Origin of the sequence: Kitasatospora phosalacinea (assembly GCF_000717185.1) — a bacterium.
Lineage (GTDB): Bacteria > Actinomycetota > Actinomycetes > Streptomycetales > Streptomycetaceae > Kitasatospora > Kitasatospora phosalacinea_A.
This window is the reverse complement of record NZ_JNYE01000018.1, coordinates 37,945-53,279: the sequence shown is the minus strand read 5'-3', so window position 1 is coordinate 53,279 and position 15,335 is coordinate 37,945. Positions and strand designations below refer to the sequence as shown.

General features: G+C 73.4%; 13 protein-coding genes. 11 read left to right on the top strand and 2 right to left on the bottom strand.

All coding sequences use genetic code 11. The features are described 5' to 3' along the window. Positions 1–122: 122 nt before the first annotated feature. Entirely contained in the window at positions 123–629 is a 507-nt protein-coding gene (locus OO57_RS10385) for a GNAT family N-acetyltransferase (RefSeq protein ID WP_033252061.1), read from the top strand. Here the strand turns inward: OO57_RS10385 and OO57_RS10380 are convergent. Further along, positions 602–1,567 carry a LysR family transcriptional regulator gene (locus OO57_RS10380; protein ID WP_081973584.1) on the bottom strand — a complete coding sequence of 322 codons (966 nt, stop codon included), beginning with the start codon at positions 1,565–1,567 and terminating at the stop codon, positions 602–604. The two genes, OO57_RS10385 and OO57_RS10380, sit on opposite strands and share 28 nt — an antisense overlap. 250 nt (positions 1,568–1,817) lie before the next feature. On the opposite strand from OO57_RS10380, the gene ppk2 reads away from it, so the two are divergent. The 4 genes from ppk2 to rpsD all read left to right on the top strand — a co-directional run bounded on the left by ppk2 (position 1,818) and on the right by rpsD (position 5,566). Further along, positions 1,818–2,615, top strand: a complete 798-nt coding sequence (gene ppk2, locus OO57_RS10375; RefSeq protein WP_033252100.1) for a polyphosphate kinase 2 — start codon at positions 1,818–1,820, stop codon at positions 2,613–2,615. A 9-nt stretch (positions 2,616–2,624) separates the two neighbouring features. Further along, positions 2,625–3,245 (top strand): L-threonylcarbamoyladenylate synthase, encoded by a 621-nt coding sequence (locus OO57_RS10370; RefSeq protein WP_033252060.1) that lies wholly within the window; start codon positions 2,625–2,627, stop codon positions 3,243–3,245. A gap of 49 nt (positions 3,246–3,294) precedes the next feature. Next, entirely contained in the window at positions 3,295–4,644 is a 1,350-nt protein-coding gene (locus OO57_RS10365) for a replication-associated recombination protein A (protein WP_033252059.1), read from the top strand. A gap of 307 nt (positions 4,645–4,951) precedes the next feature. Then, entirely contained in the window at positions 4,952–5,566 is a 615-nt protein-coding gene (gene rpsD / locus OO57_RS10360) for a 30S ribosomal protein S4 (RefSeq protein WP_033211599.1), read from the top strand. On the opposite strand, the gene OO57_RS10355 is transcribed toward rpsD, so the two are convergent. Continuing rightward, complete coding sequence (locus tag OO57_RS10355; RefSeq protein WP_033252058.1) at positions 5,554–7,722, bottom strand: ATP-binding protein; 2,169 nt, start codon at positions 7,720–7,722, stop codon at positions 5,554–5,556. The two genes, rpsD and OO57_RS10355, sit on opposite strands and share 13 nt — an antisense overlap. A gap of 228 nt (positions 7,723–7,950) precedes the next feature. Between OO57_RS10355 and OO57_RS10350 the strand changes: the two genes are divergently transcribed. The 6 genes from OO57_RS10350 to mltG (OO57_RS10325) all read left to right on the top strand — a co-directional run bounded on the left by OO57_RS10350 (position 7,951) and on the right by mltG (OO57_RS10325) (position 15,275). Further along, positions 7,951–8,430 carry a DUF948 domain-containing protein gene (locus OO57_RS10350; RefSeq protein WP_033252057.1) on the top strand — a complete coding sequence of 160 codons (480 nt, stop codon included), beginning with the start codon at positions 7,951–7,953 and terminating at the stop codon, positions 8,428–8,430. 5 nt (positions 8,431–8,435) lie between these two features. Continuing rightward, on the top strand, positions 8,436–8,873 hold the full coding sequence (locus OO57_RS39295) for a DUF6167 family protein (protein ID WP_158715076.1): 438 nt from the start codon (positions 8,436–8,438) through the stop codon (positions 8,871–8,873). Further along, the gene (gene alaS, locus OO57_RS10340; protein WP_033252056.1) at positions 8,873–11,539 is read left to right on the top strand and encodes an alanine--tRNA ligase; all 2,667 of its coding nucleotides are present in this window, start codon (positions 8,873–8,875) and stop codon (positions 11,537–11,539) included. Before OO57_RS39295 ends, alaS begins: the two co-directional genes overlap by 1 nt. After that, entirely contained in the window at positions 11,536–12,030 is a 495-nt protein-coding gene (ruvX, locus tag OO57_RS10335) for a Holliday junction resolvase RuvX (RefSeq protein WP_234337295.1), read from the top strand. The genes alaS and ruvX overlap by 4 nt, the downstream gene beginning before the upstream one ends. Before the next feature lie 91 nt (positions 12,031–12,121). Beyond that, positions 12,122–13,309, top strand: coding sequence for an endolytic transglycosylase MltG (gene mltG / locus OO57_RS10330; RefSeq protein ID WP_234337294.1), 1,188 nt, complete (start codon positions 12,122–12,124; stop codon positions 13,307–13,309). 118 nt (positions 13,310–13,427) lie between these two features. Beyond that, positions 13,428–15,275, top strand: coding sequence for an endolytic transglycosylase MltG (gene mltG / locus OO57_RS10325; protein ID WP_051777093.1), 1,848 nt, complete (start codon positions 13,428–13,430; stop codon positions 15,273–15,275). Positions 15,276–15,335: the final 60 nt, after the last annotated feature.

The window sequence follows — 15,335 nt, the reverse complement described above, 5'->3', positions numbered from 1 at the left end:
GGGCATCCGGAAGATCACGATTTGTTCCGGCCCCGGCCGGTGCGCGCCCACCAGGAGTAGGCTGCCACCGCCCGGGGCCGGAATGCTGCACGACGGGGTGCGGCGCGCAAGAAGGGTCAAGGATGACCGTACGGACCAGAGTTGAACTCCCCGCCGACACCGCCGAGACCCGGCGGGTGCACATGGCGGCCTTCCCAGGCCCCGAAGAGGCGGACCTGGTGGACGCGCTGCGCCGCGACGCCGCCTGGCTGCCCGCCCTGTCCCTGGTCGCGGTGGACGAGCGCGAGGTCGTCATCGGCCACGCCCTGCTCACCCGGCTGCGGATCGGCAACGGCAAGGGCCTCGCGCTCGCGCCCGTCGCGGTCGCCCCCGAGTGGCAGCGCAAGGGCGTCGGCACCGCCGTGGTGCGGGCCGCCCTGGCGGCCGCCGACGAGGCCGGCGAGCGCGTCGTGGTGGTGCTCGGCGACCCGGGCTACTACGGCCGGTTCGGCTTCACCCCCGCCTCCGGGCACCGGATCACCGGGCCGTTCGACGTCCCCGACGGGTACTTCCAGGCCCTGCGGCTGCCCGGCGCCGACGGCGCCCCGCACGGGGTGTGCCGCTACCCCGCGCCGTTCGCCGAGGTCTGAGGCCCCGTTCCCGAGGGTGACCGGCCGCCACCGGTCGCCCGGAACTGCACCTCCAGGTGCAGCCGGCAGGACTCCGTGAACGCCGCCATGGCCGGCGTCGCCGCCCGCCCCGGCAGCCGGAACAGCCCCACCAGGCTCGGGCTCAGCCCGCGCACCGGCAGGCAGCGCACGTCCGGACGGCCCGCCCAGCGGCCCACCGAGCGCGGTGCGAACCCCACGCCCTGCCCGCAGGCCACCGCGGCCATCCACTCGTCCGAGTTGTGCGCCACCGCCCCGATCCGGGCCGGCCGCCCGTCGCGGTCCGGCGCGCCCAGCCAGTAGTCCCGCCACACCCCGGCCTGCTCCGGGACGGCCACGAACGGCTCGTCCCACAGCTCCGCCGCGTCCACCGCGGACCGGGCCGCCAGCCGGTGGTCGGCCGCCAGCACCACCCAGCGCTCCTCGGTGCCCAGCAGCACGTGCGCGTACCGCTCGGTCATCGACGCCGGGGCGTGCCACAGCGCCAGGTCCAGCTCGCCCGAGGCCAGGCCGGACGACTCGTCGAACCAGTTGTTCTGCCGCATCCGCACCCGCCAGCCCGGCATCCGGCGGGCGAAGTCCTCCACCGCGGCCCGGCCCAGCAGGTTGATCGTCGACCCCTCGAAACCGACCCGCAGCTCCCCGCCCGCCTCGGCCGCCGCCCGCCGGGTCGCCCGCAGCGCCTCCTCCCAGCCCGCCAGCAGCGGTGCGGCGTGCGCCAGCAGCTCCGCGCCCGCCGCCGTCGGCGCCACCCCCGCCCGCGAGCGCCGGAACAGCTCCACCCCCAACTCCCGCTCCAGCGCCCGCACCTGCTTGGTCAGCGTCGGCTGGCTCACCCCCAGCCGGGACGCCGCCGCGGTCAGCTGGCCCTCCTCGCCGACCACCGCCAGGTAACGCAACATCCGGGTGTCCACATCCATGCCACCAGGTTATGGACCAATGCATTGGACCCGGCCCCCGGGGGTGTCGCACAGTTGTCCGGCCTTCCCCGGCGCGACCGGCACCGGCGGTACGGGGGACCGCCGGTGCCGGTCGGGGAAGGCGCTCGACCTGCGCGGACACCCACCGCGGCCTAGCCTGGGGGATCGTCGACGGCGCGGTGAGCGGAGGCACGCAGTGACGGGAACCAAGGGCGGGAAGACGGGGAAGAAGCCCGGCCGGGCCGAGCGGATGCCCAAGAAGCTCTACGAGGACGAACTGCTCCGCCTCCAGGGCGAACTGGTCAAGCTGCAGGAGTGGGTCCGCACCGAGGGCGTCCGGATGGTCGTCGTCTTCGAGGGCCGCGACGCGGCGGGCAAGGGCGGCGCCATCAAGCGCGTCACCGAGTACCTCAACCCCCGCGTCGCCCGGATCGCCGCCCTCCCCGCCCCCACCGAACGCCAGCGCGGCCAGTGGTACTTCCAGCGCTACGTCGAGCAGCTCCCGGCGGCCGGCGAGATGGTCCTGTTCGACCGCTCCTGGTACAACCGGGCCGGCGTCGAGAAGGTCATGGGCTTCTGCACCGACGAGGAGTACTGGCAGTTCCTGCACCAGTGCCCCACCTTCGAGCGGATGCTGGTCGAAGCGGGCATCCTGCTGCGCAAGTACTGGTTCTCGGTCAGCGACGTCGAGCAGGAGCGCCGCTTCCGCGGCCGGCTCGACGACCCGATGCGGCAGTGGAAGCTCTCCCCGATGGACGTCGAGTCCCTCACCCGTTGGGAGGACTACTCGCGCGCCAAGGACGAGATGTTCGTCTACACCGACATCCCCGACTCGCCCTGGAACGTCGTCGAGAGCGACGACAAGCGCCGCGCCCGGATCAACATGATCGCCCACCTGCTCTCCACCGTCCCGTACCGCGAGGTGGTCAAGCCCGCCGTCGCCCTGCCGCCCCGCCCCGGGCCCCGCGGCTACCAGCGGCCCCCGCGCGACCTCCAGAAGTACGTCTTCGACCACGCCGCGGCGGTGCTGGCGCAGGCGGGGCAGTAGGGTCGAGCAATGGCGAAGTACTTCGACGTGCACCCCGAGACGCCCCAGCCGCGCACCATCTCCACCGTGGTCGCGAGCATCCGGGACGGCGCCCTCATCGCGTACCCCACCGACTCCTGTTTCGCCCTCGGCTGCCGCCTGGACAACCGCGAGGCACTGGACCGGATCCGCACCATCCGGCGGCTCGACGAGCGCCACCACTTCACCCTGATGTGCGAGGACTTCGCCCAGCTCGGGAAGTTCGTCCAGCTCGACAACAACGTCTTCCGCGCGGTCAAGGCCGCCACCCCCGGCAGCTACACCTTCATCCTCCCCGCGACCAAGGAGGTGCCGCGCCGGCTCCTCCACCCCAAGAAGAAGACCGTCGGCGTCCGCATCCCCGACCACCCCGTCACCCGGGCCCTGCTCGCCGAGCTCGGCGAACCCCTGGTCTCCAGCACGCTGCTGCTGCCCGGCGAGGAGGAGCCGATGACCCAGGGGTGGGAGATCAAGGAGAGCCTCGACCACGTGCTCGACGCGGTCGTCGACTCCGGCGACTGCGGGACGGTGCCGACCACGGTCGTCGACTTCTCGGACGGCACGGCGGAGATCGTCCGCTACGGCGCCGGGGACCCGGAGCGCTTCGAGTAGGCCGCACCTCCTGCGGAGGGCTGTCAGCGCCGTCGCATACGCTCGTGGCGTGGACGAGCCCGACCTTTTCACGCACGCTGCCGAGGAACGCCAGAGCGCCGAGCCGGGGCGCGCCCCGCTCGCGGTGCGGATGCGGCCGCGGACGCTGGAGGAGGTGGCCGGGCAGCAGCAGCTGCTGCGGGACGGCTCCCCGCTGCGGCGGCTGGTCGCCGGGGCGAAGGGGCCCGCGGCGACCAGCTCGGTGATCCTGTGGGGGCCGCCGGGGACGGGCAAGACCACGCTGGCGCACGTGATCAGCCAGGCGGTGGAGGGCCGCTTCGTCGAGCTCTCCGCGATCACGCACGGCGTCAAGGAGGTCCGGGCCGTGATCGACGGGGCCCGGCGGGCGGTCGGGATGAGCGGCCGGGAGACGGTGCTGTTCCTGGACGAGATCCACCGCTTCTCCAAGGCCCAGCAGGACTCGCTGCTGCCCGCCGTGGAGAACCGCTGGGTCACCCTGATCGCCGCGACCACCGAGAACCCGTACTTCTCGGTCATCTCGCCGCTGCTCTCGCGCAGCCTGCTGCTGACCCTGGAGTCCCTCACCGACGAGGACGTCCGCACCCTGCTGCGCCGCGCCACCGCGGACGAGCGGGGCCTGGGCGGCAGCGTGGAGCTGAGCCCGGAGGCGGAGGACCACCTGGTGCGCCTCGCCGGGGGCGACGCCCGGCGGGCGCTGACCACGCTGGAGGCGGCGGCGGGGGCGGCGCTGGAGCAGGGCGAGAAGGTGCTGACCCTGGCGGCGACCGAGACGGCGGTGAACCAGGCCGCGGTGCGCTACGACCGGGACGGCGACCAGCACTACGACGTGGCGAGCGCGCTGATCAAGTCGATCCGCGGCAGCGACGTGGACGCCACGCTGCACTACCTGGCCCGGATGATCGAGGCCGGGGAGGACCCGCGCTTCATCGCCCGCCGCCTGATGATCTCCGCCAGCGAGGACGTCGGCCTGGCCGACCCGACCGCGCTGCCCACCGCCGTCGCCGCCGCCCAGGCGGTCGCGCTGATCGGCTTCCCGGAGGCGCGGATCATCCTGTCCCAGGCGGCGATCGCGCTGGCCCTGGCGCCCAAGTCGAACGCCGCGTACCTGGCCATCGACGCCGCCCTGGCGGACGTCCGGCAGGGCCTGGCCGGGGCGGTGCCGCCGCACCTGCGGGACGCGCACTACGGCGGGGCGAAGAAGCTCGGGCACGGCAAGGGGTACCAGTACCCGCACGACCTGCCGGAGGGCATCGCCGCGCAGCAGTACGCGCCGGACGAGGTGCACGGCAAGGAGTACTACCGGCCGACCAGGCGGGGCGGCGAGGCCCGGTACGCGGAGATCGCCGAGTGGACCAGGGCCCGGCTCAAGGGGGAGTAGGCCGTCCCGTATAGTAGGGGGGTGTGTCCCGGGTCCGGGGTTCCGCGAGGAGCGACCGGCCGCACCAGCGGGGCACCGAACCGGGGCCTCCCGCAAGGGAGCTCCCCCAGGAGCGGCGCGCACCGGCCTTCGGTGTCGCGGGCAGCCCACCACCCTTCCCGGTCGGTGGGCCACTCGTGTGCAAGCACATAGTGCCCGGTCGCGGAGAGCGGCTGACCGTCCGGCAACGGGCGGTTTTTCTCCGGACCGCGAGGAGCGTCCTCCGTCAACACCTGGTGACAGCCGTATCTGAACAGGAAAAGGAAACATGGCGAACCAGAAGCGCCCCAAGGTCAAGATCGCCCGTGCTCTCGGCGTTCCGCTGACCCCGAAGTCCGTCAAGTACTTCGAGGCCCGCCCGTACCCGCCCGGCCAGCACGGCCGCGGCCGCAAGCAGAACTCTGACTACAAGGTCCGTCTGACCGAGAAGCAGCGTCTGCGCGCGCAGTACGACCTCAGCGAGAAGCAGATGGCGCGTGCCTTCGAGGCCGCCAAGAAGGTCGAGGGCAAGACCGGTGAGGCGCTCGTCGCCCTGCTGGAGGTCCGCCTCGACTCCCTGGTCCTGCGTTCGGGCATCGCCCGCACCATCTACCAGGCCCGCCAGATGGTCGTGCACGGTCACATCGAGGTCAACGGCTCGAAGGTCAACAAGCCGTCGTTCCAGATGAAGCCGGGCTACGTCGTCACGGTGAAGGAAAAGTCCAAGGAGAAGGTCCCCTTCCAGGTGGCTCGCGAGGGCGGCAACGCCGGCGAGGGCCAGACCCCGAAGTACCTCGAGGTCAACCTGAAGGCCCTGGCCTTCCGCCTGGACCGCGCGCCGCAGCGCCGCGAGGTTCCGGTCGTCTGCGACGAGCAGCTCGTCGTCGAGTACTACTCGCGCTGACCCGCGAGCGGAACGCCCCCACGGTCCTCGGACCGCGGGGGCGTTTCCCGTTCCCGGCGGGGGGCGCCGCCGAGGGCGCGGCGGACGGCGGCGTCCAGGTCGAGCCGGGAGCCCAGCCGGAAGGCGGTCGCGTGCTCCTGCTCGGTCAGGCCGTCGCGGGCGCGCTGCTCGCACTCCAGGTGCGGGCCGTTGAAGGAGCGGGAGCCGAAGAACGGGGTGCCGACGGCCCGCCAGAGCCGGTGCGCGGCGCCCTGCAGCACCCGGGCCTCGTGCAGGTCGGCGTCCGGGCCCTCGGTGGCCAGCAGCGCCAGCAGGTCCATCGCCAGCACGATGCCCAGCAGGTCGCGGAACAGGTGGTTGAGCCGCATCGACTCGCGGGCGAAGGCCCGGGCCAGGCGCAGGTCGCCGGCCTGCCGCCGGGCGAAGGCCATCGCGTACAGGCAGTACCCGTACGCCCACTGCTCGCCGTGCTCCTCGCAGGTCTCGCGGACCCGCTCGACCCAGGCCCGCCCCTTCTCCTCGTCGCCCTGGAAGAGGTGGGCGAGGGCCAGCTCGAACATGGCCATCAGGACGTTCGAGTTGAGCTCGCCGAGCGCCTCGTAGTGCCACAGCGCCTCCTCGAACAGCTCGGCGGCGCGGGCCGGCTCGTCGCCGATCAGGGCGGCGCAGCCCTGCCGGTGGACGGCGTAGGCCAGGGCCCGGTCGTCGCCGGTCTCCAGGGCCTGGCGGCGGCACTCCTCCAGGGCGGGGCGGGCCCGGTTCAGGTCGCCCTGGAGGGTGGCGAGGTAGCCGGTGACCCAGAGCGCCTTGGCCCGGGCGTCGGTGGGTTCGGGGGCGAGCGCGAGGGCGCGGTCGAGCCAGTGCCGGCCCTCGCCGAGGTGGCCGGTGCCGACCCAGAAGTACCAGAGCGTCCCGGCCAGGACGAGGGCGAACTGCTCCTCGCCGGGCTCGGCGAGCGAGAACTCCAGGGCGGCGCGGAGGTTGGCGTGGGCGAGCCGGGTGCGTTCGGCGGTCTCGGCCTGCCGGGGGCCGAACCACTCGACCTCGCCCCAGGTGGCGACGCCCAGGTACCAGTCGCGGTGGCGGCGCAGCAGCCGCTGCTCGTCGCCGCCCGCCCGCAGCCAGTGGGTGCCGTACTCGCGCAGGGTGTCGAGCATCCGGAAGCGGACGGCGCCGTCGTCGTCGAGGCGGTCCAGGACGGACTTGTCGACCAGCGAGTCGACGAGCTCCAGGACGTCGTCGGCGTCCAGGCCGCGGCCCGCGCAGACGTACTCGGCGGCGTCCAGGTCGAAGCCGCCCGCGAAGACCGAGAGGCGGGCCCAGAGTAAACGTTCCTGCATGGTGCAGAGTTCGTGGCTCCAGCCGATCGCGGTGCGCAGCGTCCGGTGCCGGTCCGGGGCCGTCCGGTCGCCGCCGGTGAGCAGCCGGAAGCGGTCCTCCAGGCGGGCCGCCAACTGCTCGACGGAGAGCGCCCGCAGCCGGCCGGCCGCCAGCTCCAGGGCCAGCGGGATGCCGTCCAGCCGACGGCACAGCAGCGCCACGCCGTCCCGGTTGCCGGGCTCCAGCCGGAAGCCGGGCCGGACGGCGGCGGCCCGGTCGGCGAACAGCAGCACCGCCTCGGCCTCCGCGCCGTCCCGGTCGCCGGCCGGTTCGCAGGGCAGCGGGGCGAGCGGCAGCAGGTGCTCGCCCGCGGTGCGCAGCGACTGCCGGGAGGTGGCGAGCACCCGCAGGCCGGGGGCGGCGCGCAGCAGTGCGTCCACCAGCTCGGCGCAGGCGTCGACCAGGTGCTCGCAGCCGTCCAGCACCAGCAGGGCCTCGCGGTCGGCGAGTTGCTCGACCAGCACGTCCAGCGGCGGGCGGGCGGTGTGGTCGGTCAGCCGCAGCGCCTCCAGCACGGCGTGGCCCAGCAGCAGCGGGTCCTGCACGGCGGCGACCTCGGCCAGGTGCGCGCCGTCCGGGAAGCCGTCGGCGAGCTGCGCGGCGGCGCGCAGGGCGAGCCGGGACTTGCCGACGCCGCCCGGGCCGGTCACCGTGACCAGCCGGGACCTGCCCACCAGGGCGGTCAGCGCGGCGAGTTCGGCGCCCCGGCCGACGAAGCTGGTGACCTCGGCGGGGAGCCGCCCCGGGCCCCCGGGCGCCGCCGACCTGCTGACCATGGACGCCCCCGTGGCGTAGGAAACCCGGAACCTGCCGACCCGCGCTCCGCGAGCCAAACCCCCAACGAGGTGACCTGACGGTAGGTTACGCGCGGTGTCCGCGCCCCCGGCCGGTCCGGGGGCGGGCCCACCGGCGGATATACCGGTCGGGGAACGGGCCGCCGGCGCGATAGGGTTTAGCGGAAGTTGTCTAATTTCCGCTAACACAGCCGTAGGGAGCGCGCGAAGGTGTCCGTGGGAGAGCTGGCCGGGCTGCTGGTCGCCGTCTTCTGGGCGGTCCTGGTCACCCTGCTCGCGGTGGTGCTGGTGCGGCTGTCCAAGGTGCTGCGGGAGGCGACCGTGCTGGTCGCCGCCGTCACCGAGCAGGCCGTGCCGCTGCTGCAGGACGCGAACGCCGCCGTCCGCAGCGCGCACGAGCAGCTGGAGCGGGTCGACGAGATCACCGCCAACGTGCAGGACGCGGCGGCCGACGCCAAGGCGCTGTCCTCCACCGTGGCCGCGACGCTGGGCGGCCCGCTGGTGAAGGTGGCCGCGTTCAGCTACGGGGTGCGCAAGGCCGTCGCCCGGCAGCGGGACGGCTCGCTCGCGGTGCCCCAGCAGGCCGGTGAGCGCGAGGAGTTGGCCCGGATGATCCGGGCCGAGGTGCGGGCCCAGGCGGCCCCGCGCGGCGGGCTGCTGGCCCGGGTCCGCCGGGCCGTGAGGGGCTGACGGCGATGGTGCGCAGGATCTTCTGGATGGCCGTCGGCGCGGGCGCCACGGTCTGGGCGATGAACAAGGCCAACGAGGCGGTGCACCGCCTCACCCCGGACTCGCTGTCCGGCACCGCGGCCCGCGGCGCCCTGCAGCTCGGCGACGCCGCCAGGCGCTTCGCCCGGGACGTCCGCTCCGGCATGGACGAGCGCGAGCGCGAGCTGCGCGCCGACCTCGGCCTGGACGGCACCGCGGTCGTCGAGCCGCCGCGCCGCCGGGCGCTGGGCGGCGCGGCCGCGGACGACGGGGCCCGAGCTATCTCGGCGGCCCCGGGCTCCCCGGCCGCCGCCCTGCCCCCGTCCCCGCGCGCCCCGCGCCGCACCACCCCCCAGACCATCGTTGCCAAGCCCCGACAGCGCGAGCTGCCGGGCCGCACGACCGACCGGAAGGACCCCCACTGATGGAGTCGGCAGAGATCCGCCGCCGCTGGCTGCGCTTCTTCGAGGAGCGCGGCCACACCGTCGTACCGTCGGCCTCGCTGGTCGCCGACGACCCCACCCTGCTGCTGGTCAACGCCGGCATGGTGCCCTTCAAGCCGTACTTCCTGGGCGAGATCAAGCCGCAGTTCTCGCGCGCCACCAGCGTGCAGAAGTGCGTGCGCACCCTGGACATCGAGGAGGTCGGGAAGACCACCCGGCACGGCTCCTTCTTCCAGATGTGCGGCAACTTCTCGTTCGGCGACTACTTCAAGGAAGGCGCCATCACGTTCGCCTGGGAGCTGCTGACCGGCTCCGTCGCGGACGGCGGCTACGGCCTGGAGCCGGAGAAGCTCTGGATCACCGTCTACCAGGACGACGACGAGGCCGAGCAGATCTGGCGTGACAAGATCGGCGTCCCGGCCGAGCGGATCCAGCGCCTGGGCATGAAGGACAACTTCTGGTCGATGGGCGTCCCCGGCCCGTGCGGCCCGTGCTCGGAGATCAACTACGACCGCGGCCCCGCGTACGGCGAGGAGGGCGGCCCGGCGGTCAACGGCGAGCGCTACCTGGAGATCTGGAACCTGGTCTTCATGCAGTACGAGCGCGGCCACGGCGACGGCAAGGACGGGTTCGAGATCCTCGGCGACCTGCCGAGCAAGAACATCGACACCGGCCTCGGCCTGGAGCGCCTCGCCGCCGTCCTGCAGGGCGTCGACAACCTCTTCGAGATCGACACCTCGCGGATGATCCTCGACCGCGCCGCCGAGCTCACCGGCCACACCTACGGCGCCGACACCAGGTCGGACGTGTCGCTGCGGGTGGTCACCGACCACTTCCGCACCGCGCTGATGCTGGTCGGCGACGGCGTCACCCCGGGCAACGAGGGCCGCGGCTACGTGCTGCGCCGCATCCTGCGCCGGGCGATCCGCAACATGCGGCTGCTGGGCGCCACCGAGCCGGTCGCCAAGGACCTGATCGACGTCTCGATCAAGGCGATGGCCCCGCAGTACCCGGAGCTGGAGACCGACCGCAAGCGGATCGAGACGGTCGTCGTCGCCGAGGAGAACGCCTTCCTGCAGACGCTGCGCTCCGGCACCACCCTGCTGGACGCCGCGGTCACCGAGACCAAGCAGTCCGGCGGCGCGGTGCTCTCCGGCGAGCAGGCGTTCAAGCTGCACGACACCTTCGGCTTCCCGATCGACCTGACCCTGGAGATGGCCGAGGAGCAGGGCCTGCAGGTCGACGAGGCCGGGTTCCGCCGCCTGATGCAGCAGCAGCGCGACCGCGCCAAGGCCGACGCCAAGGCGAAGAAGACGGGCCACGCCGACGTCGCCGCGTACCGCGAGGTCGCCGACCGGGCCGGGGCGTCCGTCTTCACCGGCTACGCCCACACCGAGGGCGAGGCCACCGTGGTCGGCCTGCTGGTGGACGGCGTCCCGTCGCCCGCCGCGACCGAGGGCGACGAGGTCGAGCTGATCCTCGACCGCACCCCGTTCTACGCCGAGGGCGGCGGCCAGCTCGCCGACCACGGCCGGATCCGGCTGGACTCCGGCGCGGTCGTCGAGGTCCGGGACGTGCAGCAGCCGGTGCCGGGCGTGATCGTGCACTCCGGCGGGGTGCTGTTCGGCGAGGTGGTGCTCGGCGCGTCCGCGTACGCGACCATCGACACCGACCGCCGCCGGGCCGTCTCGCGCGCCCACTCGGCGACCCACCTGACCCACCAGGCGCTGCGCGACGCGCTCGGCCCGACCGCCGCCCAGGCCGGTTCGGAGAACGCGCCGGGCCGCTTCCGCTTCGACTTCGGCTCGCCCGCGGCCGTCCCCGGCTCGGTGCTGACCGACGTCGAGCAGAAGATCAACGAGGTGCTGGTCCGCGAGCTCGACGTCACCGCCGAGGTGATGACGATGGACCAGGCCCGCAAGCAGGGCGCCATCGCGATGTTCGGCGAGAAGTACGGCGACTCGGTGCGCGTGGTCACCATCGGCGACTTCTCCAAGGAGCTGTGCGGCGGCACGCACGTCGGCAACACCGCCCAGCTGGGCCTGGTGAAGCTGCTCGGCGAGTCCTCGATCGGCTCCGGCGTGCGCCGCGTGGAGGCGCTGGTCGGCGTCGACGCGTACAAGTTCCTGGCCCGCGAGCACACCGTGGTCTCCCAGCTGACCGAGCTGGTCAAGGGCCGCCCGGAGGAGCTGCCGGAGAAGATCTCCGGGATGCTCGCCAAGCTCAAGGACGCCGAGAAGGAGATCGAGAAGTTCCGCGCGGAGAAGGTCCTCGCGGCCGCCGCGGGCCTCGCCGAGGGCGCGGAGGACGTCCGGGGCGTGGCCCTGGTCGCCGCCCGGGTCGGTGACGGCACCGGCGCGGACGAGCTGCGCAAGCTGGTGCTGGACGTCCGGGCCCGGCTCGGCTCCCGCCCGGCCGTGGTCGCCGCGTTCACCGTCGCGAACGACCGCCCGCTGACCGTGATCGCCACCAACGAGGACGCCCGCGGGCGCGGCATCAAGGCGGGCGAGCTGGTCCGCGCCGCGGCCAAGACCCTCGGCGGCGGCGGTGGCGGCAAGGACGACGTGGCGCAGGGCGGCGGCACCAACCCCGCGGCCGTCGCGGACGCCGTCGAGGCCGTGCGGGCACTGGTGGCCGAGCGCGCGTGAGCGACGAGCACATCGAGGTTCCGGAGAAGGTCTTCCGGCGCGGTCGGCGGATCGCCGTCGACGTGGGTGACGCCCGGATCGGGGTCGCGGTCTGCGACCCCGACGGGCTGATCGCCACGCCGGTGGAGACCGTCCCCGCCGGGGGCCGCTCGCAGGCCCGGCTGAAGGCGATCGTCGAGGAGTACGAGGCGGTCGAGGTGGTGGTCGGCCTGCCGCGCTCGCTGAACGGCAAGGAGGGCCCGGCCGCCGCCAAGGTCCGCGAGTACGCGGGCCGGCTGGCCGGACTGCTGTACCCCGTCGGCGTGCGGCTGGTGGACGAGCGGATGACCACCGTCACCGCCGCCGCCGGGCTGCGGGCCTCCGGCCGGTCGTCGAAGAAGGGCCGCTCGGTGATCGACCAGGCCGCCGCCGTGGTGATCCTGCAGTCGGCCCTTGAGACCGAACGGGTGAGCGGTCGGGCGCCCGGCGAGAGTGTCGAACCGGTCGTCTGATCGGCGCGGGCTAGCTTCCCGGTAGAGGGGCCCGTGCGGACGCGCGTCCGCACGGGCCCCTCTCTCCCTGCCCGCCGCCGGAAGGGCCCCCGTGACCGACCCGTACACCGCGCCCGGACTCACCCCCGGCCACCTCGGCGCCCCCGTGGTCGAGCCCGAGGGCGCCCCGCCCGGCCTGCCGTACGGCGTCGAACCGCCCGACCCGGAGCAGTTGCGCACCCGGGCCGCGTGCTGCCTGAGCGTGGCCGGGCTGCTGGGCGTGGTGATGGCGGTGGTGCTCACGGCGGTCGTGCTCTGGCCCGAGGGGAAGAAGCCCGCCCCCGACTTCGCGGGCGGCGGCAGCGGCCAGGTGCAGGTGTCGGTGGCGCAGGGCGCCAGCCTCACCCAGATCGGCAAGACCCTGACCGCCAAGCACGTGGTCGCCTCCACCCGGGCGTTCACCGAGGCCGCGGCGAAGAGCCCGGCGGGCAGCAACATCCACCCCGGCACGTACACCCTCAAGGAGCGGATGTCGGCGGTCTCGGCGCTGAACGTGCTGCTCGACCCGTCCAACGCCAACGCCCTGACCATCCCCGAGGGCTGGCGCTCCACCCAGGTCCTCGCCGCGATCGACACCCGGCTCGGCCTCGACCCGGGCACCGCGAAGGCCACCGCGGAGCAGCACCTCGCCGACCTGGGCCTGCCCGCCGACGCCGCCGGGCACCTGGAGGGCTACCTCTACCCCGCCACCTACCCCGTCACCGGTGACAGCACCGTCCTCACCCTCCTCCAGGACATGGTCAAGGAGGCCGAGGGCGCCCTCACCGGCCCCGCCGTCGCCGACGCCGCCACCGCCCACGGCGTCTCCCCGTACGGGCTGCTGGCCGTCGCGAGCCTGGCCCAGGCCGAGGCGGACAACCCCGAGGACATGGCCAAGGTCGCCCGGGTCGTCTACAACCGGCTCGCCAAGAACATGCCGCTCCAGCTCGACTCCACCATCAACTACGCCCTCGGCCGCTCCACCCTCACCACCACCCAGGACGACACCAGGCTCGACTCCCCGTTCAACACCTACGCCCACCCCGGCCTGCCGCCGACCCCGATCGGCAACCCCGGCCGGGACGCGCTGCGGGCCGCGATCAACCCCGCCGACGGTGACTGGCTGTACTTCGTCACCGTCCAGCCCGGGGACACCCGCTTCACCGACAGCGAGGAGCAGCAGCGGCGGAACGTCGAGGAGTTCAACGCCCACCGGGCCCAGCAGGCCTCGCCCCAGACCTCCGGTTCCCCGTCCCCCTGACCGGTGAGCCCCCTCGGTCGGGCAGTTTGGCTACGCTGCGGTACGGTAACGTCTCCCACCACGTGCTGCGGATAGCACGCCGGTTCGACGGGGCACCCTGGACGCTGTAAGGGGATCGATGACTGATCAGAGCGGGCGCTACGGCTCCCAGGGCGACCAGCCGTGGTACCCCGGCGAACAGCCCCAGCCCCAGGGCCCGTACGGGCAGCAGGACTACGGCCAGCAGTACCCCCAGGGGTACCAGCAGCAGCCGCAGGGCGGCACCTACGGCGGGCAGCAGCAGTTCGTGCAGCAGCAGCCGGGGATGCAGCAGCAGGGCTACCCGCAGCAGCCGCAGCCGCAGCAGCCGCAGGGCGGCTCGTACGGCGGCCAGCAGCAGTTCGCGCCGCAGCAGGGGTACCCGCAGCAGCCGCAGGGCGGCACCTACGGCGGCCAGCAGCAGTTCGTGCAGCAGCAGCCCGGGATGCAGCAGCAGGGCTACCCGCAGCCGCAGCAGCCGCAGCAGCCGCAGGGCGGCTCGTACGGCGGCCAGCAGCAGTTCGCGCCGCCGCAGCAGCAACAGCAGGGCGGGCAGCTGCAGTTCGTGCAGCAGCCCGGGATGCAGCAGCAGGCCCAGCCGCCGCAGCGGGCCCGTCAGCAGCGCCCCGTGCCGGAGCCGGTGGGCGGGCCCGGGCCGGACGGGATCGACTGGGAGGCGGAGGCCGCGGCCCTCGACGGCCCGGCCGCGTCCGCGTCCGCCTCCGCTCCCGCCGGGCGGGTGGCGGAGCCCGAGGAGTGGGCCGACGAGGAGGAGTACCTGGACGAGGAGGACGAGGACGGCTCGTTCTTCTCCGAGCAGGACAACTCCCGCGAGGCCGAGCGCAAGCGCAAGGAGAAGGGCAAGAAGTCGGGCCGCCGCAACGGCGGCGCCTGCCTGCTGGTCGCCCTGGTGCTGCTCGGCGGCATGGGCGGCGCGGGCTGGTGGGGCTACGGCTTCTACCAGAAGAACTTCGGCCCGCCGCCGGACTACAAGGGCGCCGGCACCGGCTCGGTCAACATCACCGTCAAGGACGGCGCCGGCGGCGACGCGATCGGCAAGGCGCTGCTGGACGCGGGCGTGGTCAAGAGCGTCAAGGCGTTCAGCGCCGAGTACGAGAAGGACCCCCGCGGCCGCAGCATCCAGCCCGGCGTCTACACCATGAAGCACCAGATGTCCGCCGCCGAGGCGTTCAAGGAGCTGGTGGAGTCCAACGGCGGCAACGCGCTGATCATCCCCGAGGGGTTGAAGGCCGTCGACATCTACAAGCGGATCGACGAGAAGCTCAAGCTCCAGGCGGGCACCACCGCCCAGGTCGCCAAGGACCAGGTGGGCACCCTGGGCCTGCCCGCGTACGCCAACAACAACCCGGAGGGCTTCCTCTGGCCGACCCGCTACTCGGTCGCGGACGGCATGAAGCCCGAGGAACTGCTCAAGCAGATGGTGGCCAACGCCGTCCAGCGCTACGGCGACCTCAAGCTGGACGACGCGGCGCAGAAGCTGGGCCTGAAGAACGCGTACGAGGTGGTCACCGAGGCCAGCATCCTGCAGGCCGAGGGCAACAACTCCGAGGACTTCGGCAAGATGGCCCGCGCCATCTCCAACCGCCTCACCACCAACGTCACCCAGCACAAGCTGGGCCTGGACACCACGCTGCAGTACTCGCTGGGCCGCACCAAGCTGACCGAGGGCGAGATCAACGACGGCTCCAACAAGTACAACTCGTACGTCAACCCGGGCCTGCCGCCGACCCCGATCGGCAACCCCGGCGAGGAGGCGCTCGACGCCGTCCTCAACCCGACGCCGGGCAACTGGGCCTACTGGCTGGCCGTCTCGCCGCAGGAGACCAAGTTCGCGGCGACCGGCGAGGAGCACGCCAAGAACACCCAGGAGTGGTGCATCGGCAAGGGCATGAAGTACGACGCCAAGCACGTCGCCTGCACGTCCTGACCGGGGCGCGGGCGGCGGACGTCCGGTGGGCGGTACGGCTTTGCGGGGCGGCCGGGGGGT

What these genes read in the sequence shown, in the direction of transcription:
- OO57_RS39295 (WP_158715076.1), top strand. Translation starts at nt 8,436, where the DNA reads ATGGTGCGCAGGATCTTCTGGATGGCCGTCGGCGCGGGCGCCACGGTC.
- OO57_RS10380 (WP_081973584.1), bottom strand. Translation starts at nt 1,567, where the DNA reads ATGGATGTGGACACCCGGATGTTGCGTTACCTGGCGGTGGTCGGCGAG.
- OO57_RS10370 (WP_033252060.1), top strand. Translation starts at nt 2,625, where the DNA reads ATGGCGAAGTACTTCGACGTGCACCCCGAGACGCCCCAGCCGCGCACC.
- rpsD (WP_033211599.1), top strand. Translation starts at nt 4,952, where the DNA reads ATGGCGAACCAGAAGCGCCCCAAGGTCAAGATCGCCCGTGCTCTCGGC.
- alaS (WP_033252056.1), top strand. Translation starts at nt 8,873, where the DNA reads ATGGAGTCGGCAGAGATCCGCCGCCGCTGGCTGCGCTTCTTCGAGGAG.
- OO57_RS10385 (WP_033252061.1), top strand. Translation starts at nt 123, where the DNA reads ATGACCGTACGGACCAGAGTTGAACTCCCCGCCGACACCGCCGAGACC.
- OO57_RS10355 (WP_033252058.1), bottom strand. Translation starts at nt 7,722, where the DNA reads ATGGTCAGCAGGTCGGCGGCGCCCGGGGGCCCGGGGCGGCTCCCCGCC.
- mltG (WP_051777093.1), top strand. Translation starts at nt 13,428, where the DNA reads ATGACTGATCAGAGCGGGCGCTACGGCTCCCAGGGCGACCAGCCGTGG.
- ppk2 (WP_033252100.1), top strand. Translation starts at nt 1,818, where the DNA reads ATGCCCAAGAAGCTCTACGAGGACGAACTGCTCCGCCTCCAGGGCGAA.